Origin of the sequence: Streptomyces sp. PH10-H1, assembly GCF_030063355.1 — a bacterium.
In the GTDB taxonomy this organism is placed as follows: Bacteria; Actinomycetota; Actinomycetes; order Streptomycetales; family Streptomycetaceae; genus Actinacidiphila.
In genome coordinates this window covers 18,754-43,069 of record NZ_JASISZ010000028.1, presented here as the reverse complement: position 1 = coordinate 43,069, position 24,316 = coordinate 18,754, and the positions used below count along the sequence as shown (strand labels likewise).

26 protein-coding genes are annotated in these 24,316 nt (G+C 69.5%); 5 read left to right on the top strand and 21 right to left on the bottom strand.

What is annotated here, in order from left to right; translation table 11 throughout:
* Nucleotides 1–116: 116 nt before the first annotated feature.
* From QMK24_RS18520 to QMK24_RS18460, 13 genes are read right to left on the bottom strand one after another with little or no spacing between them, the layout of a single operon-like run.
* Nucleotides 117–737: a hypothetical protein gene (locus QMK24_RS18520; protein ID WP_283467304.1), complete on the bottom strand. Its 621-nt coding sequence runs from the start codon at nt 735–737 to the stop codon at nt 117–119.
* Nucleotides 730–3,867: a LamG domain-containing protein gene (locus tag QMK24_RS18515; RefSeq protein WP_283467303.1), complete on the bottom strand. Its 3,138-nt coding sequence runs from the start codon at nt 3,865–3,867 to the stop codon at nt 730–732. Before QMK24_RS18515 ends, QMK24_RS18520 begins: the two co-directional genes overlap by 8 nt.
* On the bottom strand, nt 3,864–5,177 hold the full coding sequence (locus tag QMK24_RS18510; RefSeq protein WP_283467302.1) for a baseplate J/gp47 family protein: 1,314 nt from the start codon (nt 5,175–5,177) through the stop codon (nt 3,864–3,866). Before QMK24_RS18510 ends, QMK24_RS18515 begins: the two co-directional genes overlap by 4 nt.
* Nucleotides 5,174–5,632, bottom strand: coding sequence for a hypothetical protein (locus QMK24_RS18505; RefSeq protein ID WP_283467301.1), 459 nt, complete (start codon nt 5,630–5,632; stop codon nt 5,174–5,176). Before QMK24_RS18505 ends, QMK24_RS18510 begins: the two co-directional genes overlap by 4 nt.
* Entirely contained in the window at nt 5,629–5,964 is a 336-nt protein-coding gene (locus QMK24_RS18500; protein WP_283467300.1) for a hypothetical protein, read from the bottom strand. Before QMK24_RS18500 ends, QMK24_RS18505 begins: the two co-directional genes overlap by 4 nt.
* Nucleotides 5,964–7,646 (bottom strand): hypothetical protein, encoded by a 1,683-nt coding sequence (locus QMK24_RS18495; protein WP_283467298.1) that lies wholly within the window; start codon nt 7,644–7,646, stop codon nt 5,964–5,966. The genes QMK24_RS18500 and QMK24_RS18495 overlap by 1 nt, the downstream gene beginning before the upstream one ends.
* Nucleotides 7,647–7,689: 43 nt before the next feature.
* Nucleotides 7,690–8,058 carry a hypothetical protein gene (locus tag QMK24_RS18490; RefSeq protein WP_283467297.1) on the bottom strand — a complete coding sequence of 123 codons (369 nt, stop codon included), beginning with the start codon at nt 8,056–8,058 and terminating at the stop codon, nt 7,690–7,692.
* Between the two features lie 15 nt (nt 8,059–8,073).
* Nucleotides 8,074–8,583: a hypothetical protein gene (locus QMK24_RS18485; protein ID WP_283467295.1), complete on the bottom strand. Its 510-nt coding sequence runs from the start codon at nt 8,581–8,583 to the stop codon at nt 8,074–8,076.
* A gap of 21 nt (nt 8,584–8,604) precedes the next feature.
* On the bottom strand, nt 8,605–8,892 hold the full coding sequence (locus tag QMK24_RS18480; protein WP_283467293.1) for a hypothetical protein: 288 nt from the start codon (nt 8,890–8,892) through the stop codon (nt 8,605–8,607).
* A 4-nt stretch (nt 8,893–8,896) separates the two neighbouring features.
* Nucleotides 8,897–9,289, bottom strand: a complete 393-nt coding sequence (locus QMK24_RS18475; protein ID WP_283467291.1) for a hypothetical protein — start codon at nt 9,287–9,289, stop codon at nt 8,897–8,899.
* A 13-nt stretch (nt 9,290–9,302) separates the two neighbouring features.
* Entirely contained in the window at nt 9,303–10,433 is a 1,131-nt protein-coding gene (locus QMK24_RS18470) for a hypothetical protein (RefSeq protein ID WP_283467290.1), read from the bottom strand.
* Nucleotides 10,434–10,470: 37 nt separating this feature from the next.
* Entirely contained in the window at nt 10,471–10,722 is a 252-nt protein-coding gene (locus QMK24_RS18465) for a hypothetical protein (RefSeq protein WP_283467289.1), read from the bottom strand.
* A 10-nt stretch (nt 10,723–10,732) separates the two neighbouring features.
* Nucleotides 10,733–11,665, bottom strand: coding sequence for a hypothetical protein (locus QMK24_RS18460; RefSeq protein ID WP_283467288.1), 933 nt, complete (start codon nt 11,663–11,665; stop codon nt 10,733–10,735).
* A gap of 152 nt (nt 11,666–11,817) precedes the next feature.
* On the opposite strand from QMK24_RS18460, the gene QMK24_RS18455 reads away from it, so the two are divergent.
* Nucleotides 11,818–12,114, top strand: a complete 297-nt coding sequence (locus tag QMK24_RS18455) for a hypothetical protein (protein ID WP_283467285.1) — start codon at nt 11,818–11,820, stop codon at nt 12,112–12,114.
* 196 nt (nt 12,115–12,310) lie between these two features.
* Here QMK24_RS18455 and QMK24_RS18450 read toward each other — a convergent pair whose 3' ends face one another.
* A complete protein-coding gene (locus QMK24_RS18450; RefSeq protein WP_283467283.1) occupies nt 12,311–12,706 on the bottom strand; it encodes a nitroreductase family deazaflavin-dependent oxidoreductase in 396 nt (131 codons plus the stop codon).
* A gap of 236 nt (nt 12,707–12,942) precedes the next feature.
* Between QMK24_RS18450 and QMK24_RS18445 the strand changes: the two genes are divergently transcribed.
* From QMK24_RS18445 to QMK24_RS18435, 3 genes are all read left to right on the top strand, one after another.
* The gene (locus QMK24_RS18445) at nt 12,943–13,776 is read left to right on the top strand and encodes an alpha/beta fold hydrolase (protein ID WP_283467281.1); all 834 of its coding nucleotides are present in this window, start codon (nt 12,943–12,945) and stop codon (nt 13,774–13,776) included.
* A gap of 1,015 nt (nt 13,777–14,791) precedes the next feature.
* A complete protein-coding gene (locus QMK24_RS18440) occupies nt 14,792–15,049 on the top strand; it encodes a hypothetical protein (protein ID WP_283467280.1) in 258 nt (85 codons plus the stop codon).
* A 413-nt stretch (nt 15,050–15,462) separates the two neighbouring features.
* The gene (locus QMK24_RS18435; RefSeq protein ID WP_283467279.1) at nt 15,463–15,855 is read left to right on the top strand and encodes a hemerythrin domain-containing protein; all 393 of its coding nucleotides are present in this window, start codon (nt 15,463–15,465) and stop codon (nt 15,853–15,855) included.
* Between the two features lie 292 nt (nt 15,856–16,147).
* Here the strand turns inward: QMK24_RS18435 and QMK24_RS18430 are convergent, their stop codons facing one another.
* From QMK24_RS18430 to QMK24_RS18405, 6 genes are all read right to left on the bottom strand, one after another.
* The gene (locus QMK24_RS18430; protein WP_283467278.1) at nt 16,148–16,819 is read right to left on the bottom strand and encodes a response regulator; all 672 of its coding nucleotides are present in this window, start codon (nt 16,817–16,819) and stop codon (nt 16,148–16,150) included.
* Complete coding sequence (locus QMK24_RS18425; RefSeq protein ID WP_283467277.1) at nt 16,816–18,156, bottom strand: sensor histidine kinase; 1,341 nt, start codon at nt 18,154–18,156, stop codon at nt 16,816–16,818. Before QMK24_RS18425 ends, QMK24_RS18430 begins: the two co-directional genes overlap by 4 nt.
* Before the next feature lie 10 nt (nt 18,157–18,166).
* Nucleotides 18,167–19,336: an acyltransferase family protein gene (locus QMK24_RS18420; protein WP_283467275.1), complete on the bottom strand. Its 1,170-nt coding sequence runs from the start codon at nt 19,334–19,336 to the stop codon at nt 18,167–18,169.
* Nucleotides 19,329–20,294, bottom strand: coding sequence for an alpha/beta hydrolase (locus QMK24_RS18415; protein WP_283467274.1), 966 nt, complete (start codon nt 20,292–20,294; stop codon nt 19,329–19,331). The genes QMK24_RS18420 and QMK24_RS18415 overlap by 8 nt, the downstream gene beginning before the upstream one ends.
* A 146-nt stretch (nt 20,295–20,440) precedes the next feature.
* Nucleotides 20,441–21,184 (bottom strand): class I SAM-dependent methyltransferase, encoded by a 744-nt coding sequence (locus tag QMK24_RS18410; RefSeq protein WP_283467272.1) that lies wholly within the window; start codon nt 21,182–21,184, stop codon nt 20,441–20,443.
* Between the two features lie 273 nt (nt 21,185–21,457).
* The gene (locus tag QMK24_RS18405; protein WP_283467271.1) at nt 21,458–21,841 is read right to left on the bottom strand and encodes a recombinase family protein; all 384 of its coding nucleotides are present in this window, start codon (nt 21,839–21,841) and stop codon (nt 21,458–21,460) included.
* A gap of 54 nt (nt 21,842–21,895) precedes the next feature.
* On the opposite strand from QMK24_RS18405, the gene QMK24_RS18400 reads away from it, so the two are divergent.
* Nucleotides 21,896–22,546 carry a helix-turn-helix domain-containing protein gene (locus tag QMK24_RS18400; RefSeq protein WP_283467270.1) on the top strand — a complete coding sequence of 217 codons (651 nt, stop codon included), beginning with the start codon at nt 21,896–21,898 and terminating at the stop codon, nt 22,544–22,546.
* Nucleotides 22,547–22,612: 66 nt separating this feature from the next.
* Here QMK24_RS18400 and QMK24_RS18395 read toward each other — a convergent pair whose 3' ends face one another.
* Nucleotides 22,613–23,992, bottom strand: coding sequence for an FAD-binding oxidoreductase (locus QMK24_RS18395; RefSeq protein ID WP_283467269.1), 1,380 nt, complete (start codon nt 23,990–23,992; stop codon nt 22,613–22,615).
* Between the last annotated feature and the right edge of the window lie 324 nt (nt 23,993–24,316).

Here is a 24,316-nt window from a genome sequence, read left to right as displayed (position 1 = left end):
CCTTCGGAATGGCCGTCAGGCCACGGTTTGGAATGCGGGGTGATGGATCCGTGCGCAACGGCGCGCGGCTCTCGTTCGGTGTTGTGTCGGCCGGTCCGTGGTACGGGACGGCTCTCTCACGGATTGGTGTAGGTGAACTGAAAGGCCACGAGGGTGACGGGATCGCCGGACGCCTGTCCGCTGCCGGCCGAGAACAGGTAGCGGAAATTCGCGAGGTTGATCAGACCGATGGCCGGATTGGGCAGCGACGTCGACGTGTTCAGGGGGACGCCGCTGGTGTCGAACAGCGTCGACTGGACGGCGCCGTCGGTCAGGGAGACCCGGGTGAAGGAGAAGACGGTGTTCTGCCCACTGGGCGGGACGCCATGACCCACGACACGCACCGCGGTCACTTGGGCATGGTCGGGGAGGACCAGCGGGAGCACCCCGTTGGGGCCGCCGCCCGACGGCGCCACTGCGGCTCCCGAGGTCTGCAGCACCCAGCTGGGCTGGCCGGCGACCGCTTGCAGGGTCGGAGCGAGCGAGAGGGTGACGGTGGGCGGTCGCGGCGGCACCCTGGCGCTGAGCGCATCCAGCTCGGTGCCGATCTGATCGACCACGGTGGCCACACCGTGCAGGTCGCTCTCGATGGTCCCGAAACGGATGTTGAAGCCGTTCGGGCCGTCGGCCTGGACCAGGCTGATGCGATCTTCCCAGACGGCGTGGTGGAATTTCGGGTTGTAGCTGAAGTCAGCCACGACGGTTGTCCCTTCGCAGGGGTGGCAGCACGCTGCGCACGCGGAACTTGGGATAGGTGAAATCGGGGTTGGCCGCTGCCAGATCACCGCGGACTTCGATGGTGTGGTCCCGGATGATCCGGGTGTTGACCTCGATGCCCACCGGGTGCAGAGCATTGAGGATGTTGAGGATCAAGTCGTACTGATCCTTGGTGATCACCGTGTCCGGCCGGTCCAGTTCCGACCGCAGCCCGACCCGGAAGGTGTAGGGCGCGGACAGGTCGCCGAGCAGGTAGCTGGCCTGGACCCAGGCGATGCCCGCGGTGTCCCCGCGCAGGGTGGTGGTGGGTTGGGTGAGGGAATCGAGGGTGGCGTGTGCGGTGCCGAATGCCCCCGTCGCCCAGCCGAGCCGGCTCGCATCGGCGCCTGCCTGGCCGGGTGGGCCGCCGGAGGGCAGCGCCGGCTGCACGGACAGGGCCACCGTCGCACCTTCGTCCACCTCGATGATCAGGCGGTCGTCCGCGCCGGCCGGACCGTGGACCACGACCAGCTCCCCCGGCGCCTGAGTGATCTTCACGATGGGTTCAGTGTGCTCGACGTGCCCGAATCCGACAGCGTGCGCCATCGCGCCCAGCGCGCCGGCCGTCGCGGTGGTGTGCCGCAGGGTCAGCGTCCGGCCCTGGCTGCTGAACGGGTCGCCCCCTGGCTGGAACCCGGAGATCGCCCTGAGCTGACCGCTCACGGCTCGCCGGGCGAGTTCGGCGAGCAGGGCGTCCAGCAGTTCGGCCACCGCGGGCTGCATCAAATGGTTGTTGTCGATGCTGCCGTAGTCCACCCGCTGGTCGTTGTGCCGCACGAGGAACCGGCTGTCGAAGAAGGCGCCGGTGTCACCGGTCCGGTTCGCGGGTGCCCCGAGGGTGCCGTCGTCGTCGATCTTCTGGTTGTTGGGCAGATCGAGCAGGCCGATCCGCAACGGACGGGTCGCCGAGATGGTGTGGCCGCCCCGGGTCAGGTCCGCTTTCACGAGCAGCCCGCCCGGCGCGGTCGCCTTCAGGGTGGTGACCGCGGCCGGGCTGCCCTGTGCGCCGGTGGTGCTCAGCAGGCCGCCTCCGATGCCGTTCGGCACGGTCAGCCAGTGCAGCACCGTATCGGCGGGCGGTATCGGGCGCAGGGACAGGACCACCGGCGGCGACCCCGTATCCAGATCGGTGGGGCCGGCGGCGGCCGGGGTGATGTCGACAGCGAAGTAGTCACCCGGGGCGTTGGCGACGTAGACCTGAGCCCCGTCGACCTGCGGGTCGGCGCGGTGGCAGACGTAGTCGAAGCCGGCCCGGTGCGCCAGCGCGGCCAGCCGTCCCGGTGCGATGGTGCTGTGCCCGACCAACGCCGCCCGCCCGGTCACTCGCAGGTCGGGCGCCTGGGGATCGAAGGCGGCGCCCACTCGCAGCCGGCCCGGCGGGCCCGGTTCGGCACCCGCCAGCGCGATCAGCTGGTCGAGTGGCGCGGCCAGGCCGACCTGGATCAGGTGCGGGTCCGCCGGGCGTTCGCCGGGGCCGGGCACCCGGGGTGGGGGCTGGCTGAAGTCGACGCCCGCGCGGTCGTAGCGCAGCAGGTAGGCGGGGTCGAACACCTCCTCCTCCGCTGCCGTGCCGACGGTGTCCGCTTCGGTCACGCGTCGCCGTCCTGCGGCGTCGATGCACTCCCCCGGCAGCAGCGAGACCGGGCGGATGTGCACCAGCCGGGTGCCCCGGACGAGGGTGGCGTCGGTGTCCTCGACCACCAGCGGATCGGACATCCCGCCGATGGTGCCCACCAGTTCATTGAGCATCGCGGCCAGATTGGCCGGGGTCGGCAGCGCCCAGCGCCGGAACAGCCGCAGCCGGCGACGGTAGTGCTCATCCGCCTCGCCCAGTACGGGAGAGAAATCCGCTCGCGCCACCGCGGAGATCCGCACCTCGTCGATCACCCCGCGGAACGCGCTGTCAGCCGGGCCGATCCGCAACGGCGCCGTGTTCGCCACGGGGCCGAGCGCGCCCAGCGATGTGCCGGACCGCAGCTTCCCGTCGGCGTAGAGAGCGAGCCGGCCGGCGGCGCGGTCGAGCACGCCGGCGAGGTGGGTGAAGGTATCGGGCGGCAGACTCAGATCGGCGAAGAGCGTCAACGTCGTGGTCCCGTCGCCGACCGACAGCCGCACATTGCGGTCCAGTCCGCGGCCGAACTCACCCACCGACAGCACCCATCCCGCGCCGACGCCACCGGGAGCGGGATGCCGGAACAGCACCTGCCCGTCGCCTCCGGCGGCGTCCGGGCGGACGAAGCACTCCACCGTGGCGCTACCGGTCGCGGCGATGTCGAATGCCGGGGCGGTCGCCGCCTCCACCCAGGTGCCCGGCCCGGCGAAGCCGAACGCGCGGCCGTATCGGCCGGCGAGAGCCAGGTCCACCGGCCCGTGCAGCACACCCGGATGACCGGTGCGGCCCGGATACTGACCGGTGACATCCTGGACCGCGGTGCCGGCCCCGGCGACATCGTCGAGGTGGTAGAGCGCGACGGTGTCGGCGTCGAATCCGTAGGGCAGCGGCGGGAACCGCGGCACACCGAGTTCGGTGCCGATCAGGTCCAGGCTGCGGCCGGTCGCGGTCGGCAGATGCCGCTGGGCCAGCGTGCGGACCAGTCGGCCGCGCAGCTGGTCCCGCTCGCCACCGATCACCCACAGCAGCTTGGCCAGGGTGCCCAGGAGCGCGGTCACCCGCCAGCACTCGTCCGGGCGGCCGTCCGGCGCGGCCGGCGTCATCGCCAGACTGGTCACCCGGACCTGCGCGGAGGCGGGCAGATCGAGCACGACGGAGGCGCCGGCCGGCGTTCCGGCCCGGATCATCGCCGTCACCGTCGCTGTCGGCTTGCCCGGCTCGGTGAAGGTCACCGTCACCACGGTGTCGGTGACCACGTCCCGGGCCGTGGCCAGCACGTAGCGGGGCTCCGGCGGCAGGCCGAACCGGGCCTGGTGGTCGGCGAAGTCGTACGGCCGCACCGTCGTGACCGATGCCCCGGCGCCGGGCAGCAGTTGCAGGACCAGGCTGTCCGCGCCGCGGTCGAACGGCGTGGTCAGCCGGGCGCCCATCCGGACCGCGGCGAGCGTCGGCGCGCTCATGGGGTCACCAGCGCGATGTCGAGAGCACCTTCCCGTGTCGGGAAGATGGCCAACTCGTTCCGCCCCATGGCGAGGTTCTCCCCCACCGGGGTCTCGACCACGGTGCTCTGGTTGGTCACCGCGCCGAAGGTGATCCGTCCGAAGGCCGGCGGGTTGCGGCGCAGGTGCAACTGCTGGACGTCCACCGCACCGGGCTGTTCCACGAACGCCCGCACCACCTGCGAGTACAGGACATCACCGCCGAGCCGGAGACTGCCGATGTCGGTGGCCAGCCGCTGCCTGATCGAGGCCAGCAGGGCCGCTCCGTCGGATCCGGGCTCCACGACCAAGATCGCCCGCGCGCCGACCTCGATGTGGTCGGCCTCCACGATATTCGGATGGATCCCGACCGGCCGCACCAGATCGACCGCCGCACGGACCCGCTCGAAGACCCCCTGCACCGATCCGATGGTCCGCCACGGCGCACGAACGTCGTGCGCCACCACGACATCGAAGAAGTAGGGCTCCCCGACTCTCCTGGCTTCCGCGCTGAAGGCCCGCTGGTCGAACGTGAACGTGCCGAAGTAGCTCTGCGAGACGTCCACGCCGCCGAGTGGGTCGGACAGCACCACGTCCAGCACTCCGCTGACGCCCAACGCCGCCTGTGTCACCGACTCCACGGTCCACAGGTTGCGGGCCAGGCCGGCCAGCCGTGCCCGGTAGACGTCGTCCGGCACGGTCGCGGTGCCGCCGCTGGTCGCCGCCGGATTGGTCACGGTGAGCGTCGCGGCGCCGAAGTCGGCCAGGAAGACGGCACTGTACGCGGGATCGATCCCCGCGATCGCACCCACCGGAACGTCGCCACCCGGCCCGGGCTCGAACGCCACCACGCCTACGTCGGCGGTCCTGGCGGTGGCCGCGTCCAACGTCACCGTGGCGGTGGTGCCGAACGTCCGGACCGGCGCGGCGGTGACGAGGATGGTGCCTTCCGGAACGACGTAGCGCCTGCCCTGTGCCGGGCTGCCGCCCAGCGTGATGTGCACCGTTCCGGTGCCGGCCAGCTGGGGCCGGGCCAGGCCGACGTCCTCACCGAGCAGGTCGAGATTGTCGCCCGACGCGGTGGAGACGAAGTTGGCGTAATACAAGTCCTCCATGCGCTTCCACAGCTCGCCGTCCTCGGCCGCTGTGGTCTCCAGGATCTTGCGCAGCGGGCTCGTGCTGGACAGGTCCACGTTGTCGAACACAGCGCGGGCCCGCTCGAGGGACTCGCTGAGGATCACGTCCACCGGCTTGAGCACGAACCCGTCCGGGGTCACTCCGAAATCGGTCACGCCGTTCTCACCTCCACGTCAACGTCCAGCGTCAACCGCGTGCCCGCCACCGTGTCCAGGTCGACCTCGACCGACCACAGGCGACGGTGATGTGCCGCGCGCACTCGCGTCAACGCATCCGGATCGGCGGCCGGCCGGCCGGGGTCGTCGTCGAAGACGACCTGCCGGACCTCGCTCACGCGCGGATCCGCGGCCAGCGTTCTGACCAGGTTCAACTTCACCAGCTCCTTGACCATCCGGACGCCGCTCGGCTCGGTGAACGCCTGTGTGAGGTCCAGCCCGTAACGTGTGTTGAATCGGTCCGACCCGAAGGGCGTCAGGATCCGCAGGGTCAGCGCCTGAGTGAGGTTCGCGATCCCCTCGACCTCGAGCAGCTGCCCGCCGCCGAGCACCAGATCTCCGTCGTCCAGGCGCAGGCCGCGCCCGAACGATTCCGCGAACGCCGGCGTTGTCATATCGCCTCCAGCTTCGTCTGGTTGACCGAGGACACCTGCCACTGCGCGGGTTGCGGCAGCGCCAGGGTCAGTCCCTTCGCGGTCTCCAGCGCGACCGGCTCGTCACCGACCCGCAGGGTGGTGGACAGACCAGAGACGATCGAGTCGACCTTGCGGCACGCCTGCTGGCCAGGGCCCGTGTTCGGGCAGCTCGGTACGGTCGCGGCGAGCAGGTCGGCGCGGACGAGTACGGCGTGGCCGTCCACGGTGAGCAGCTTCTGGCTCGGTTGGACCACGAGCGGCGCCTTGTGCGGACACCGCAGCTCCGACGCGGTGGTGAGGACAGCCGGCATCACGACACCTCCACCGCGGAGCCGTCGAGTTTGAGGCTGACCGCGCCGTTGGTCAGCCTGATCGGCTTGCGGTTCGTGGTGATGGTGACCGCGCCACCGGCATCGATGGTGATCGTCGTGCCACTCTGATGTTCGATGGTGAGGGAGCTGTCGTCGGGCGGGGCGGGGCGGGTGCCCACCTCGGGCAGCGCATCGGCGCCCACCACAAGGTGCAGACCGGCAGCCTGGACCACCCGGTGCCCGGTGGCGTCGATGAGGTCGTTGGCGCCCGCGCCGCTCGGCAGCCCGTCGTCACCGAGCCCGGTGGGCAACGCCAGCCAGAAGTCGCCCGGTTCGTTGGCCGGCCGGCGCTGCACCGGATTGTCCGGCCAGACGAACCCGGCCACCACCGCGTCGTTGACCAGCCCGCGGTTGTGCGCGAGCAGCGCGCGCATCTTCGGGTACACCGGGACGACCAGACCCGTCCGGTCGAACGCGAACACCGACGCGATCGGCTTGTCGTGCAGATCCACGGCCGAGTCGACGGGACTGGCGACGCTCGGCGCGACCACGTCCGGGTCAGGGGTCTGGGCGTAGTGCAGCGAGGCCAGGTGCTGGCCGTCGGCGCCGGTGGTGTACTCGGTGACCTCGCCCATGTCGATGGCGGGGTGGTCGTCGCGGGCCCGGTCGACCGCCTGCTGCCACCGGTCCGCCACGCCCTGTACGCCGGTGGTGACCTGGGCTCGTTCGCCCGCGTCGGCCGCGATCAGGCCGAGCTCCGCGGTGTACCCGCCGCTGGTGGTGAACCGGTGCACGACCCGCGACAGCCGCAGCGTCCCGGTCGGCGCGTCGGACAGTCCCGTGATCGTCGCGATCTGGCCGACCCGCAGGCGCGGGTGGCCCAGCACGGTGAGGTTCAGCGTGTTGCGCACCGGAGGCGTCAGGTTCCCCGCCGAGTCCTCGGCGTTGGCGCGGTCGAGTGACACGATGTTGGTATCGGGGTCGAACGGCATCGGCGCCTTGTCGCTCGCCTCACCGACCGCAGCGCCGAGGTAGACCTTCCCGTCGCGGACCACCAGGGGAGCATCGGCTCGCCGGGCCAGCGCGCGCAGGGCGTCCAGGGTGGATTCGCTGCGCACGGTGAAGCCGGTCAGGTCGCCGGGCAGCGTCGACCCGTTCGCCAGCGGCACGTGCGCGTCCCTCGCCAGGGCGCCGGCCAGCTCCACCGCGGTCGTCGCGGTCGGCCGGCCGCCCGCCGCCGGCCTGGTCCGCAGCCGGTAGCCGGCTTCCTCCTGCCCGTACAGGACCGTTCGGGCGAACCCGTCCTCACCGACACAGCCGGACACCCTGGTGATCCGCCCGACCAGCACGCGGCCGACGTCGGTGGAGGTGGTCTGCGGCTCGTCGAAGTAGCCCAGGTGGATCGAAGCGCTCAAGGGTGTGGTCGCCTGGACGGCGCGGATCAGGTCGGTCGTCGCCGTCGGCAGGTTGATCAGGGTGATCTCGAACGTGTCGGTGGCCGCGCCCTCGGTCATCGTGACGGTGATCTCGGCGTCGAGCACGACCGATCCGGCGAACATGTCGTTGGACACCGTCACCGGCAGACCCAGTCCGGTCAACGACGCGACCGCCGCGACGAGCCCGCCGGGCCCGCCCGAGTCCGCCTCGGCGATCTCGACTTTGTACCAGATGACAAGACTCATGGTGTCCCCCTCCACCTCAGGTCGGATCCCGATGCCGCACCGCTCATCGCAACGACACCCCGCCGACGATCTCGGAGCCGAACGAACCGATCCCGTTGAGATTGCGCAGGTCCAGCAGCATCGTGCGGAACGTCAACACCAGCTCGGCCGCCGGGTACTCCACACCGGGGACCAGCTTGCGCCGCAGGATCGTCACCAGACCGGCCGGCCCTTCGCGGTCGACCGACAGCACCAGGAACGCCCCCGCGGTCGGCAGATCGAGGACACCGCCGGGCGCACCGTCGATGATCTCCTCCGCCACGTTGGCGTACAGCCGGAACTGATAGGTGTGTTCGCCGAGGGCCAGCCGGAACGCCTGCGGAAACCCTTCGGCCGGGTCGATCGGCAGTTCAAGAAAGCTCAGCGACGTCATGTCCTGCCTCCTCGGTCATATCGGCGCACCCGGGGTGCGGGCGATGGGGTTGGACGCCGGCGCGGTGGGCACGGACGCGGTGGCGACGCCCAGGCCGAGGTCGGCGACCTCGCTGAGCACAGCTGTCAGGGTGGAGCGCGGGACATGCTGGAGCGTGATCGACACGTCCAGGGCGTCGCGCCTGGCCACGCTCTGTGTGAAACGCAGGTCGATGACCTGCATGTCCAGGCTGATCGTCAAGCCGGACACGACCGGGATCCCGGTGGCGGCCAGCCCGGTTGCCGCGGCGGCGACCAGCGACCGCGAGGTGAGAGCCATCGCCTCCAGCGCCTTCTTCTGCTCCAGCCGCTGCGGACCGAGCAACACCGCCTCGATCGCGATCGTCTTGTTCGTGGGCTGGGTGGCCTGGGAGAACCGGCTGCCCATGATCCGCTCGATCCGGTATCCCTCGTTGATGGTCATGCTCTGCACGTACAGCAGTGGCACCGAGCCCACCAGCACGGGCACGTTCACCGTGGCGGCCATGGCGTTCCTCCCCTCGACCTGTCAGACCCTGGTCGCCAGTTCCCGATCGAGCTCGGAGAACACATAGCCGGCCACGCGTTGGACCTCGGCGTCCGGCAACGACCCGACCACCTCGATCCGGACGGGGAAGTAGTAGTTGACCACCGCACCGTCACCGGCAGGCCACGGCGAGATCTGCGCCTCGCTGCCCGGCTGCGGCACGATGAACTCGCCCTCGTGCACCAGCGCGATCCCGGTGCGCTCCACCCGGCCACCGGTCGCGAAGGCCGGCACCGCGAACAGGCCGTCGTTCTCGATGTCGTCGTCCATGGCCCTACGCCTCCAGGCCGACGGAGAGCGCGAGGCAGGTGAAACTCGCCTGCGGTACCCCGTCGATCATTACGTTGCTCGGGTTCGCCGACGTGACCATGCAGCGGGCGAACTTGATCGAGTTGAAGGCCCAGTCGGTGCCCTTCCTTTCGGCCACCACTACCTGGAACTCCGTACCGTTGGCGGCCAGTTCCGTCAGATCCGCGACCGCCGACGCGACCGCGGGAACGCCCATCGTGAAGCTGAACGTGAACGGCTGGCGGACGTATCCGACGTTGTCCACCTCGATGCTGTGCAGCACGGTGTGCGGCACATTGAAGGTCGGCGTGAACGTGGAGATGGGTGTGATCGTGGCGTCACCGAGCTTGACCTCGAGCCGCGTGTTCCAGTCGGCCATCGGGTACCCCTTCCTATTGGATCTTCAAGGTGATGTCGATGCGGCTGATGCCGCCGGTGTACTCCAGGGCCGCCAGAACCTGCACGCGCCGTTGCGCGTGCGCGTTGTGGATCTGGGCCGCCTCAGCGGCGCTGAGCGTTGCCGGGTCCTTGTCCAGCAGCGTCAGGAGCGGAACGACGAGTTCGAAGCCTTCGAGTACCTCGGCCTGGACCAGCGGACCGAGAACCGCCTCCATCTGCGCGATCAGCGCACGCAGCCCCGACCGGCTGATCCGCACGTTCCCGATCGTTTTGATGAGCTGTGCTTTGAGCAGGAAGGACGCGTTGTCGATGGCGCGGACGCTGTCGATGAACTTCTTCTGCCCCGGGCCGCTGCCCGCTGTGTAACCCTCACCCATGTACACGCCCTGGCCAGGGATCAGCGAAGGCGTGGTCAGCCAGTTGACGCCCAGTCCTGCCGGTCCGGAGCCGAATGTCTCCGATCCGTTCAGCGCATCGATCTGCGTCGGCGTGAACGACGGGCTGGTGATGTTCACCGGCTTGAGCAGCAGCGAGACATGCGGCTGGTAGCCCGCTATGGTCCCGGCCACCGCGGCGGCCGCATCCTGATCGCTCTGGTGCGCGATGTAGACCATGCGCTCGTTCGCCAGCCCCCCGGTGACCAGTGCGGGATCGGCCGAGCCTTTGGCCAGCATGGCGACGCCCATGCGCTCCATGCCGTCCCCGCCGGTCGTCGACACCGAGGCGACATGGTTGACGAGCTTGGCCACCGGGCCGTTGGTGGCGCCGGTCGTCGTGGTCAGCGGGGTGTTGGCCAACATGACGAGCTGGACGTTCAGGCCCGCGACGGTGTCCAGTCCTGCGCCCCAGTCCGGCGTGGCGCTGTCCACCCGGATGCCGTGGATGAGCGTCGGTCCGGGCGACTGCGCGAACGCGAGCGCGATGGCTTCACCCAGCTCGCCAGGGGCTCGACGACGCGCCTCGGCCGGATCCGAGAAGGCCAGCGGCACGTTCACCACGGCGAGGTCGGACGGTGGGGGGGCCGGCGGCGTAACCCTGCCCACCACTGCGATGTTGCCGAATGCACGAACGGCCGGTGCGAACAGATCGACGATCGTGTTCACCCGGATATACCGGACAGTCATCGAGCCCCTCCTTTGTGTCGGGCTTGGTCGAGCCGGATCAGTGATATTTGCGAGTGAGCCGGGCGCGCAGGCGCTGCAACTCCTGGTAGGGAAGGTCCGGAGCGTCCGGAGCGTCCGGAGCGTCCGGAGCGTCCGGAGCGTCCGCAGGCGCGGTCGTCGCGCCGGCACGTTCGGCGGGGTCCATGGCGGAGGTCCCGGCCGCAGGCTCGCCGGACTCCTCGACCGAGGGAGCCGGAACACCCTCAGTGGTACTGCTGGGGCGGTGGCGCCCAGACTCTTCAGCCGTCATCGCAGACTCCTCAATTCGCTGCCAGGAAGAGGCTGACCACGCCCTCGCGGGCGAAGAGCCGCTCGATATCCGCTGCGGCCGGCCCGCCCCCGACACTCCCCTCGGCGACGACAACGGCCGTCGCGTACGCCTCCGTGAGTTCGGTCGGGATGCTGGTCGGAGTCCCGCCGGTCAGCTCCCTAGCCGCCTCCCGCACCAACCGCGTGGCGCGCAGTCCTTCGGCCAGATCGAACGGATCGACGATCACCGCGGCCAGCGTGACCGGCAGGGTGTGGCTGTTGGCCGGATCGTTCGGGTCGAACTCCGGGAGCGTGCGCAGCTGTACGTCGGCCACCACATAGTCGAAGGCCTCGCGCAGTTCCTCCACCGTGCTGATGCGGTGTCTGGCCAGAAAGGCGTCGAGGTCGAAGAACGAGAACCGCGCGCGGAAGTCGTCAAGAGTGGCGAAGTCGTCAAAACCCCGGGACAGCACCGCTTCCGCGCCGCCCGGGTCCGCCTCGATGACCACCGTGACATCAAGCTGCGCGAGCAGGTCGACCCAGATCGGGTCGGCCGGCGCGGGCACGTTCAGAGTCAGATCGCCACGGGTGTAGGAAGGGACGGTCTGGGACCACATCCCGTTCAACCGACCGGACGGGAACAGCGCTCGCTGCAGCGCGATCTCCTGCACCTGCGCGCTGCGAACCCGGTCGACCCGGGCCGCGGACAAGTCGTAGGTCACGGCCAGCATCGTGCGAACGCGTTCGCCGCGGGTGTCGCCGGCAGGCAGCAACAGCGCACCGAGAGTGGCGGGATCGCTCAACTCGAGCAATGCCCGATCTCTGAACCCAGTCATATCTGATCCCCCCTCGGTGCTCCGGACCAGACCACCGTCGCAGGACCCGTCGACAATCCATCGACAGTCGGCCGACAGCCGCCCCCGAGGCGGCACCATGGGTCCCACTGCCCGCGCCGGACGCCACCGCCCGCGCCGCAGGGACCGCCTACTCCGGCCCGGGCAGGTTCCCCGCCCGAAGGCCGAATATGGACCTGTATCTCATGCCCGAGCGTTCGATAGTGGGAGACCTAGCCGCGCTCCTACTGAGTGGAGCCACCGTGCGCAAGAGCGTTTCCGCCGTTCTGGGCCTCGGCCTGATCGCCCTGCTGAGCCTTCCCCTGACGGTCCCGGCCGCCGCAGCGCCCTCCGGCACCACGGACGACACGGGCCTGACCATCGTCAAGTGCTGGGACTTCGACGGCATGACCCACCAGACCGCCGAGTTCCACCTGACCCGGAGCCACCCCCCGCTTCGTACCCGGGAGCGTCACGGTGACTCTCGTCCCGTAGCGGAGGGCCAATGCGTCGTGGTGCCGCCGCGGATTCGTGAGCGCTGGTGTCCAACTATCCAATGACCGGGACGAAATCGTTGGGGCTGTGAGTTCCTCAGTTGGCCGGCGGCCGGTAAGCACAGCATCACTCGGGAATGACTGGGAACCTGCCTTGCATCGCCGACCGTGGTACGACGAGCATTCCGGTTCCAGGCGCGATGGCCGCCTCGTGGCACACGCCGGTCTGCTGACGGTGCCGGCGACCGCTTCACCGCCTTGATCAGTGGGTGAGATCGACCCGCACTGTCAGCAGGTTGGTACCGACCGCGCGGACCCCGGCGCTGTTGAGGCGAGGCAAGGTCTTGAGCCGGGCACGAGCGTCGTCCTCCGGGAGCAAGTGGGCCGTTCCGGTGTGCCATTGGCCCTTGATCCGGACCCGAACCTGAGGATGTGCCTGGATGTTGCGCACGTACTGTGACTTCTCGCCATACTCCGAGACGAGCCAGAACTCACGCCCGATGCGGGATCCGCCGATCGGTGTCCGCCGGGGCAGTCCGGACTTTCGCCCCGTGGTCTCCAGAAGAGTTTGATTCGGCAGCCGAGTGGTGACCGGGTTGCCGATCCGCCTCTGGAACGACGTGACCGTCCGAAACTTGATCTCGTGATAGCGCGACATTTCGTGGCTCTCCCGTTCCTTGCTGGCACGGCTTGCAAAAATGGTCCGTTGACTGCTCCGCGATGAAGCACCGACCGAGACATGTTCCGCCGGCGGTCTTGCCGCCTGCGGCGAGCCACCACGATGCGAAGCGTCGTGGGCGTCAGAGTGTTGGCCAACCCTGTTCTCGACAGGTCTGAGCACAGTAGAGAACTCACGAGAATTCAGCGATTCCCCTTCGATCTGTAGGAGAAATCATGTCATATGTCACCGTCGGTTCCGAGAACAGCACCAGTATCGACCTCTATTACGAGGACCACGGATCGGGGCAGCCGGTGGTCCTGATCCACGGTTACCCGCTCGACGGGCACTCATGGGAACGGCAGAGCGCGGCGCTGCTGGCCGCCGGCTACCGGGTGGTGACCTATGACCGCCGGGGCTTCGGCCGGTCGAGCCAGCCGACCACCGGATACGACTACGACACCTTCGCGGACGACCTGAAGGTCATCCTGGACACCCTCGATCTCCTGGACGTGGCCCTGGTCGGCTTCTCGATGGGCACCGGTGAGGTCGGCCGCTACCTCGGCCGCCACGGTTCGCGCCGGATCGCCAAGGCGGCGTTCCTCGCCTCGCTGGAACCGTTCCTGCTCCACACCGACGACAATCCGACCGGCGTCCCGCAGGAGGTCTTCGACGGCATCCTGGCCGCCGTCACCACGGACCGCTACGCCTACTTCACCGACTTCTACAAGAACTTCTACAACACCGCCGACACCCTGGGCACCCGGCTGTCCCCCGAAGCCCTCCAGAACAGCTGGAACGTCGCGGCCGGCGCCTCATGGTTCGCCTCCAGCGCAGCCGTGCCGACCTGGCTCACCGACTTCCGCGCCGACATCCCCAAAATCGACGTACCCGCACTGATCCTGCACGGCACCGCCGACAACATCCTCCCCATCGACGCCACCGCCCGCCCCTTCCACGCACTCCTGCCCAACGCGGAATACGTCGAAATCGACGGCGCCCCCCACGGCCTGCTGTGGACCCACGCCCACGAAGTCAACGAAGCACTCCTCGCATTCCTCGCCAAGTAGGGACCACACTGCCCCGCCGGAAGGACATGATGGACGGCGCTGTTGCGGAAGGCTGTTCGCCGACCTCGACGCGGATCCTCCGTTGACAGACAACCGGCACGCCGTGTTGAACCAACCCGACCCTGCTCGCACCCTTCGGCGGGCGCGAACAGGGTCTCAATGGGTTGCTCAGCTGGGGCTACCGGCGCCGCAGACGCCTGGTTCCCACGATGAAGGCACCACCAGCGAGGAGACTGCCGCCGGCGGCGGCCGCCAGAGCGAGCGAGTTGTCGTCCGCGCCGGTTTCAGCAAGGTGCGAACCGCCACCGGTGCTGCCGCCATGGCTGCCACCGGTCGTCCCGCCGGAGGTCCCACCAGTCGTACCACCCGTGGTCCCGCCGGTGCTTCCGCCGGTCGAACCACCTGTGCTCCCACCGGTACTGCCGCCATTGCTGCCACCGGTCGACCCGCCGGTACTGCCCCCGGTCGAACCACCCGAGCTCCCACCGGTGCTCCCGCCACTGGACCCACCGGTCGTCGAGCCGTAGCCACCGCTGGACCCGCCGGTGCTCCCGCCACTGGACCCACCGGTCGTCGAGCCGTAGCCACCGCTGGACCCGCCGGTGCTCCCGCCACTGGACCCACCGGTCGTCGAGCCGTAGCCACCGCTGGACCCGCCGGTGCTCCCGCCACTGGACCCACCGGTGCTGCCACCAGTCGACCCGCCGCTGGACCCGCCGCTCGTCGAGCCGTAACCGCCACTGGACCCACCGCTGGACCCGCCGCTCGTCGAGCCGTAACCGCCACTGGATCCGCCGCTTGAGCCACTGCCGTAGCCACCGCCGGATCCGCCGCTTGAGCCACTGCCGTAGCCACCGCCGGATCCGCCGCTTGAACCACTGCCGTAGCCACCGCCGGATCCGCCGCTTGAACCACTGCCGTAGCCACCGCCGGATCCGCCGCTTGAACCACTGCCGTAGCCACCGCTGCTGTCCCAGGTGTGGCTACTCGAACCACCGGAGTATCCGGCTTCGTTGTGACCGTCGTGTCGACCGGTGAACCATTCGTCGCACAGACCGAAGGTGCAGAGGTCCAGGCCGATGTCTCGCGGGCCGATGTCTCGCGGGCCGGGGTCATGCCGGCCTGGTCCAGGGTGTGGGCCGCTGTGGCCGGTAACGATGGCATTGGCCGCTGCCGGCGCGGCGATCACCACGGCAGGGGTGATCGTGGCAACGGCAGTAAAGCCCAGAACAAGGGCACTGCGGAATGTCTTCATGCCGAACCTTTGCTGTGAAGCTGTACGAGCCGCACGTCGGCGGTCGCATCGACGAGAGCCGTCGACCGCAAGACATTCCCCCCATAATCGTACTTGGATCGCCGCAGGGGTTAGGCGCACCCATTTGCTACCAGAACCATCCCAATAGCTCAACGTACGGGCCACCCCGAGTACCCCGAAGCCGCAGAAAGCTTCGCGCCCGCACCCGGTCCCCCACCAGCGCGCACGAAGGGCGACATCCGCGCATCGCATGTGATCCGGGTCTCCCCGGCGACCTGTGATGTCACATTCGACGTGCCAGGGCCGCTCTCAGGTCGCGAAGGGGTTCACTCCCCCGCCGACTCCAGCCGCGCTTCGAGCAAAGCCCGCCCTTGAGGGGAACCTTATGAGCAACACCACCGAATCCGGCGAACGCCACCGCATCGACGACGATGATGTACGCGGTCCACAACGCGTTCGAGCGGGACCTCGACCGCCTCATATCCCTGGCTGACCGCGGTGTCGTTCCCGGCCCGGCCGTCCGCGCCGACTGGGAGCAGTGCACGACGTACCTGCACATCCACCACACCGCCGAAGACACCCATCTGTGGCCCGTCCTGCGAGCCAAGCTGGCCGACCGGCCCACCGATCTGGAGTTGCTGGAGGAGATGGAGCGGGAGCACGCCGGCCTCGACGCGCTGCTCGACGCCCTCGATGCGGCGCTCACCGCATCCACTCCTCCGCATCCACTCCTCCGCATCAGCTGCTGGCGCACGCTCAACGGCTCGCCGACGCCGTCACCGAACACTGCCGGCATGAGGAGGACCAGGCGCTGCCCCTGGTAACCAGCCTGCTCACCAGCGAGGAGTGGACGGCCTTCGGCACCGAGCAACGCCGGCAACTCGGCCTCAGTGGCGCTGCCTCATTCTTCCCCTGGCTCCTGGGTGGAGCCGCAGAGGAAACGCAACGCACGGTCCTCGCATACCTGCCCGCGCCCGCGCGCCTCCTCTACCGTGCCCTGTGGCGGCCTCGCTACCGCCGCACCCCGCGCTGGGCAGCTCCCGCCCACGCCTGAACCCGCCCTCCCCGACACCGGATCCCGCTTGACGGCGTCCGGTCGGTGCGGATTCGAACGGCTCAGTATCCGGCCGGGCGCACCAGGCCCGTCTCGTAGGCGAAGACCGCGGCCTGGGTGCGGTCGCGCAGGCCCAGTTTGACCAGGATCCGGCTCACATGAGTCTTCACGGTCTGTTCCGCCACCACCAGACTTCCGGCGATCTCCGCGTTCGACAGGCCCTGCGCGATCAGGGACAGGACCTCGGTCTCGCGTTCCGTCAGGTCGCCGATGCGGTCCTTGAGCGGGGCGCGGGGGGCACCGGCCAGCCGGGAGAACTCGGCGATGAGGCGCTTGGTGATGTTCGGGGCGAGCAGGGCGTCACCGTCCGCCACCACCCGTACCGCCTGGGCGAGTTCGGCAGCGGACGCGTCCTTCAGCAGAAATCCGGACGCGCCCGCGCGCAGCGCCTCGTACACGTACTCATCGAGATCGAAGGTGGTCAGGACGAGGACCTTGACAGTGGCGCCGACCGGTTCGGTGATGCGGCGGGTCGCCTCGATACCGCCGAGTCCGGGCATCCGTATGTCCATCAGGACGACGTCCGGATCAAGTTCTGCGACCTTGGCGACGGCATCGAGGCCGTCGACCGCCTGGCCGACGACCTCGATGCCGGGTTCGGCGTTGAGCAGCACCGTGAAGCCCTGACGGACCATCATCTGGTCGTCGGCGATCAGGACGCGGATGGTCGTCACGGGGTGTCCTCGACATATTCGGCAGGATCGGCAGGATCGGCAGGATCGGCAAAAGGGTGCGTGGGCAGCAACGCGGTCACTTCATAGCCGCCCTCGGGGGTCGCTCCGGTGGACAGTTCGCCGCCGAGCATCGCGGTGCGCTCGCGCATGCCGAGCAGGCCGTGGCCGCTGCCCTGCGAGGGCGGGGCAGGCCGGGCCGGCTGGGAGTTGGTGACCCGGACCATGACCCAGAACGGCTGGTACCCGATCTCCACCCGCACCTCCGCTCCTGGCGCGTGCCGCATCGCGTTGCTGAGGGCCTCCTGGACGATACGGAACGCCGACAGCTCGACACCCGGCGACAGCCGGTACGGCGGTCCCGTGGTCCCGGTGGTGACCGTGAGCCCGGCGCCGCGCACATTGCCGACCAGCTCGTCCAGCCGGTCCAGGCCGGGCTGCGGGGCGTGCCGTACGCCGTCCGGCAGAGCGTCCTCGGAGCGCAGGACGCCGAGTACCCGGCGCAGTTCGGTGAGCGCCTCGACCGCGTTCTGGCGAATGCCGACGAGGTTCGCCTTCAACTCGTCCGACGGGTTCTCGACCAGATGCGGGGCGACCTGCGCCTGGATGGAGATGACCGACATGTGGTGGGCGACCACGTCGTGCAACTCGCGGGCGATCCGGTTGCGCTCCTCCAGGAGCGTGCGCCGGGCGCGCTCCTCGGCGTTGAGCTCCTCCTGCACGACCAGTTGCGTACGAGCCACACGGCGGCCGCGCAGCGCCGCGCCGAGCACCGCCGCGATCACGAACACCACGAGAACCCGCGCGGCGTTGTCGTTGTGGCCCCGGAAACTGAACGATATGCAGGCCAGTCCCGTCAGGAGGCTGATCGCCAGCGTCTCGGCCGTGACCCGGGGACGGACCCGCAGGGCCAGCAGGAACAGCACCCCGGCCTGCAGTGCGGCCCCAGGAGTGCTCCAGGGGAGCGTCGTCCCGGCGTCGATCCCAGGACCGATCCCGGGGAAGGGAGTTCGAGCGAGCTCCGTTCCCTGTACGGCGACGACCATACTGATCACCGACACCCACCAGGCCAGCATCGGGCGGAACATCGCGACGACGAGCGCCAGCGACAGGATGACGGCGAACGCTGAGGAGGTTTTGTCCAAGGGGTAGTTGTCGGCGAACTTGACCACGAACAGCGCGAATACAACGATCAGGACGTGCGGCAGCCGGGCCAGCCAGCGCGGCCCGCCCATGCGCGGCAGCGGGTCGGCAGCCGCCGACCACAGATCGTCGCGCAGGGCACGCGACGCCGCCGACAACGCCGACACCACCTGCCGTCCCCCGCCCTCGTTGATCATGTGTGCCACCTTAGACATGGCGCTCAGCGGTCGCCGGGGCGGGACGTCCCTCGCGAACGACCCTGGTACCGCCGCGCTGTGCGGGCCGGCGCTGTTCGTACGTACGGAAGGCGGCCCAGCACACAAGGAGCGCCGCCGCGAACACCGGCAGCCAGGCCAGCCGGGCGACCACCCAGCCGGGCCCGTCGGGGACGGTGTGCAGGCCGGGCAGCGCCCCGCCTGCCAGCAGACCCACGGCCGTCACCGCGATCATCGCGGTCTGGTGCCAGAGGAAGATCGTCATCGCGGAGAGGTTCGCCAGGGCGACCGCCGCCCACGCGGCCGGCCGCTTCAGCACCCGCCGCAGCGGGCCGAGCAGCAGCAGGGCCGCCCCGCACTGGGCCAGGCCGAACGTGACGGCAGCCAGGGTCGGCGGGTTCAGGTTGGAGATCTTGGCGCCGGGTACCCCGACCATGGACGCCGGGTAGCCGGCCCACAGGACGAGTGCGGCGGTGGCGGCGGTGCCGCCGAGCAGCAGTGCCCACCCGGTCGTACGGCCCGTCGGGCCGCCCCGCGCCCAGGCCGCACCCAGGCAGTACGGGACCAGCCAGCCCGCGGCCACATTGATCCAGCCGAGCCAGGCGGGCCCGTCGAGTCCGAACCGGAACAGGTCCACGTACATCACGACGGTCAGCGGCCACAGCGGGTGCAGCCTCGCGACCAGCGGGGTCGCCGCCGTCAGCGCCGTGAACACCAGCAGGAACCAGAGCGGGGAGAGGACCAGTTTGAACAAGGTGTGGACGGTCTCCAGGCCCACCCCTGACGCCAGCATCGCGCCCGCCGCCGCCGTCCACACCACCAGCACGGCCGCGACCGGCCGGCTCAGCCGGGCCATCCGGGCGCCGAGCCACTGCCCGTACGTCGTGCCCCGGGCGCGGGCGGATGAATAGCTCGTCGCCGCCACCTGCCCGCCGACCAGGAAGAAGACCGCCAGGGTCTGGAACAGCCAGGAAACGGGAGCCAGTTGGTGCATGAACTGCAGCGGGCTGGCGCCGTGCACCGTGCCGCTGTCGGCGACCAGGGCGGTCACTAGCCAGTGGCCGAGCACCACGCCGAGGATGGCGAGGGCTCGCAGTGCATCGACGGCGCGGTCACGGTCGGGCGGAGTCGCGTCATCGATCCGCCGGATGAGGTCATGCATGACGGGTCTCCTCGGAAGGGGTCTGTCCGGATACGATCCGTGCGATGTTCTTCAGGGATACGGAACCGGGCTTCAGGTAGTCGCTGTGGCCGCCGTCGCCCGCCTCGAAGGTGCGGGCACCGAACTCCGGTGAGACCGGGTCGGCGCCGAACCCGACGGTGGTGAAGAGCAGGGGGAGCCGGACATGCGGCACGTCGGCGATCCAGTCGTCGGCGCCCCGGCCCGCCCAGACCGTGGCGCCGGTGTGCAGCCCGGCGACGTCGTCGGCATCGGTGCCGATGCCGGGACTGCCGTACAGCACGATGTCCGCGACCTCGAGCCCACTCGCGGCCCGGGCGCAGATCACGGAGCCGTAGGAGTGGCAGAGGAGGGAGGTCCGGACGGCGGGCTTGGCCGCACTCAACTCCCGTACGAATGTCTGTAGTTCGGGCACCGCGTCATCGGCTCGGCCGGGCGTGAGCACCTCGGGGCTCACCGTGCCCGGCGTCCGGTACCCGAGCCAGGCGACGACCGCTGCCCGCCCGCCCAACTCCTGCCGCAGCGCCAGCGCACCGGCTCGGAACCGCCCGTACGTGTCGAGGCTGGTGTCCGAACCAGGGACGAGTACCGCGATCCGCGCGGCGCGGGACAGGTCGCCGAAGATCTCGGTGGTGCGGCCTCCGTCGCGGCCGTCGAAGGAGAGGAAGTGGCGGGCCGGGTCCGCCATGGCGCGCAGTGCTGCCGCCCGCCGCCGGTCTCCGTGCTCGGCGGCCATCCGCTCGGCCGCGCGGATGTTGCCGCGATTGGCCTCGTACCGCTCGTCGAGGGTCGTGACCGAGACGGCGGCGAGGGCGGCCGGGGCGGGTGCCGGGACGGCAGCGGGGCGCGCCGCACCCGACACCGGCACGGCCACCGAGGCGGTGACGAGTGCGGCGAGCAGGGTGCGGCGGAGGCGGCTGCTGCGCGGGCGGGACGCCATGGAGGATGGTCCTTCCGTACCGGATGTCTTTCCTGTTTCCGGTACGGAAGTTACGGATCACACCGCGTGGTCGGCGTCCCTCCAGGGAGGGCATCTTCCCCATAGCTCTGAAGTACTACGGGTAGGGGCGGGGGCCGGTCAGCCCTTCAAGGCAAGACCTGGACATCACGTCGGAACAGCGCCGTCCACAAGAAGGATTCACCGAAGTACGAGGATCCGGGCGGTTCGTCGTGCATGCGGCGCAGTTCAACCTCCATCAGGTCGGAGAAGATCCAACGCAGGGACTCCGGCGTGTAGGCGAGTCCGCCTTGGAGCCCGGAGTGGCGATAGAAGGCCGTGTCGGGGAGCTCGGAGCCCATCTGTCCGGCCGCGAAACATGTGAGGGCGAGATGGCCGCCAGGGGCGAGAGCGCGATCGACCAGGGCGAGGTAGCTGATGCGGCGGTGGGGCGGCAGATGGTGGAAGCAGCCCGAATCGTAGATCAGGTCGTACGGGCCGCCCAGCTCGGTCGCGCTGAGGCTGAAGGCATCGCCACAGTGGAACCGGATGTCGGCCCCCGCCTCGCGGGAGCGCTCCTCGGCCCAGGCGATCGCCGTCGGCGAGAGGTCGACCGCGTCCACCTCGAACCCCAGGGACGCCAGGTGAATGGCGTTACGGCCCGGACCGCACCCGAGATCGAGAGCCCGGCCCGGAGCGATCATGCCGCGGTCGAGGTACGCGGCCAGGCTCTCATCCGGCTTCGCCACGAAGAAGGGCACTGACTTGGAACGGTCGGTGTAGAAGCCGTCCCACCAACTGGCCCCGTCAGCCGTCCAGCGGTCGGCTTCCGGAGCGAACAGGCCGTCCAGGAGCTTCAGTACGTCGTCGACCGTGCGTATGTTCCGGTCCATCCGGACCCCCTCTCACGATGGGGAAATCCTAGAGCCGAACGACGTAAAACCCCAGCTCAGACCGTGTTGCGCAAGGCCATTGGCGGCCGTTCAAAAGGTCCGCGCGAGAACGGATGGGCCCGCCCCCCCGACCCCGCACCCACGGTCTCCCATGCCCCCGCCGAAGGCCGTCCCGGAGGCGTTCTCGGCAGCGCTCAAGCAGGTTTCTTCATCATCCGCCGGACGCTGCCCGCGCTCTCGCGATCCTGGCTGAGAGCGGGTCACTCAACTCGATCACACAGGCTCGACCGTGCGGATGCTCGTGGCGTCGGCACGCGGGGAGGGAAGTTCGACGACGCGGCAACAGTGGATGTGGATGCGGCGGACCGTCCGTTCGGCCTGAGTGTCCGACAGGGAGAAGACGAACGGGCCGGTGACCAGGACCGTCGCGTAGACACCCGTTGCGATGTAGTTCAGCATGCGCCCGAGTTCGGGCAGCGGGCCGCCCGACGGGTACCCGTTGTCGATGTACTCGTCCGGTTGGCCCAGGCGAAGGCGGTGTGCGAACCGTCGCAGTGCTGTGAGGTGGGTATCGACCTGCCACCGGTCGGCGGGGTAGCAGCGCAGGTAGACGGCGGTCCTGCGCGGCGTGGTGCCATGGCGTGCGGGGCGGTTCACGTCCACCTCCTCCGGAGCGACGGAGTGCGGCTGTCAGCTGGGTGGCCTGGGCTGATGCGCCTTATTGAAGGCCTGACGCGCTCGTGTCTGCTGGATCTGGCCTACCTGGGAGGGGACTGGGACGCCCTGCACGAACGCGTGGCCGCCCTGCGGACGGAATTGCCCGAGATGAGCCAAGTGCAGGACACCGGGTGCCGTATCGAGGCCCACCTCGCGCTCGCGCGCGGGGAACGCACCCGCGCTCTGGAACACCTCAGCAACATCGCTCCCCGTGGTGTGATCGAGGTCCATCTGGGTCTCCGCGATGCCACCATCGGCACCCTGATCCGGCTCAACGACGACGATCCCGCGGCTGCCTGGACCGTCGCCGAACCCGCCGCGCGGCTCCTGCGCCGGAGCGGGAGATGGGCGATGTCGGGCTCCTTCGTCCCCATCGCGGTCCAAGCCGCCCTGGGACGCGGACGCCGCGCGGAAGCCGAGGACCTCGTCCACGATCTGGAAGTGAATCTCGAGGGACGGGACGCCCCCCACACAACAGCCGAGATGGCCCGTCTCCTCGCCGCGGGCGCCACCAACCGGGACATCGCCCAGTCCCTCTTCCTGGCGTCCCGCACAGTGGAACACCACGTGGCCAAGGTCCTCAAGAAACTCGGCGCCACCCGACGCGGGGAAGTCAAGGACGCCCTCGAACGTCAGCAGCTGTGAACGCCGCATCGTCGCGCGGCCGCCCCAGGCGGGCGGCCGCGCGCGATAGTCATCGTCACTTCGGCGTCATGGGGCCGGCGCGATGTTCTGGTTGGCGTGGAAGAGATTGTGCGGGTCATAGGTTCGTTTGATTCCCGCGAGCCTGTCGTACTGGCCACGGTAGGTGGCCTTGACCCGGTCCTGGCTCTCGCCCGCACCGATGAAGTTCACGTAGGCGCCGCCCATGGAATGCGGATGCAGTGCCTCCCAGTAGTCGACGCACCACTGCTTGACGGTCGCGGCGTTGGCCGGGTCGGGGTCGATGCCACCGATGACACCGGACCATACGGCGTCCCGGTAGCCCCACGCGGTGTCCTCCTGACCGACACGGCCGGCGGCTCCGTCGACCGGGTAGAGGTGCATGGTCGAGAGATCGGTGGGGATGTTCTCCCCGAACTTGAGGTGGGCGTCGATGGCCTGGTCCGTGATCCGGTCGAAGAAGTCGCCCCGCCAGTACCACTGCAGGCCGGTGGGGATCAGCCCGTCGAACATGCCCTGAAGCGCGGGGTAGGGCATCGGTGCCGTGAAATGGAAGGCCGGCGGGCCGGGCTCGTTCACGGGTGCGAGGGTCTTCTCCAGGCTGTCGATGTCACCCGTGAAGCACCACACGACGCCGCACATCTTGTGCCCGTGGATCTCTTCCGGGAACGGCGGACCGGGCGGCACGACGAGCACCGCGAAGAAGCCGTAAAGGTCATCGGGCGCCTGCGGCAGGAAGTCGCGGTACCACTCCAGCACCTCACGGGCTTGGTCGACCGGCCACACGCTGACCCCGATACCCACCGTGTCCACCGGGTGCAACCGGAAGTCGAACGAGGTGACGATGCCGAAATTGCCGCCGCCGCCACGCAGCGCCCAGAACAGGTCCGCGTTCTCGGTCTCGCTCGCGGTGACGAAACTGCCGTCGGCGAGCACCACGTCCGCGGACAACAGGTTGTCCACCGTCAGACCGTACTTGCGGGTGAGATAGCCGTGGCCGCCGCCGAGGGTGAGGCCCCCGACGCCCGTCGTCGACATGATGCCGGCGGGCGTGGCCAGACCGAAGGCGTGGGCCGCGTGGTCGAGATCGCCGAGCTGGCAGCCGCCTGCGACCTGGGCGGTCTTCGCGGTGGGATCGACCCGCACCCCGCGCATGGGCGACAAGTCGACAGTGACGCCGTCGTCGACCAGAGACAGGCCGGCCCCGCTGTGCCCGCCGCCGCGGACGGCGAGTTCAAGACCGTTGTCACGGATGAAATCGACCGCGGCCATGACATCCGCCGTATCGGTGCACCGCACGATGGCGGAGGGTTTCCTGTCGATCATCGCGTTGTAGATCTTGCGGGCCTGGGGGTACTCCGGATCCTGTGGGCCGATGACCGGACCGCGCACTGCGGCCCGCATCGCTTCCAGATCGATAGCGTCCATGGCCATCTCCTTACCGAGGCGCGAGGCGCGGACCGCAAACCGCCTGGCCCCTCCCCTCTGGACCGCCGGCGAGCACGCGCGCCGACGCCCCGGCACCCGTAAGGGCCGCAAGCGAAATCGGACGCCGCAGAACGTACATATCCAGCATCCCGCCGGTTGTGGCACCTCGCAATTCCGGCTGCCGCGCCTACGAGGGGCGGTGAATCGGCGCGTCGCGGTGACCAGGCTGCGCCAATCTCGCCGCGCCGCGGCTGGCCGGTCGCGGCGGGGTGGTCATGGACCGACGCCCTGACGGCGGCGTGCTGACCGTACGCGCAGAGGGCC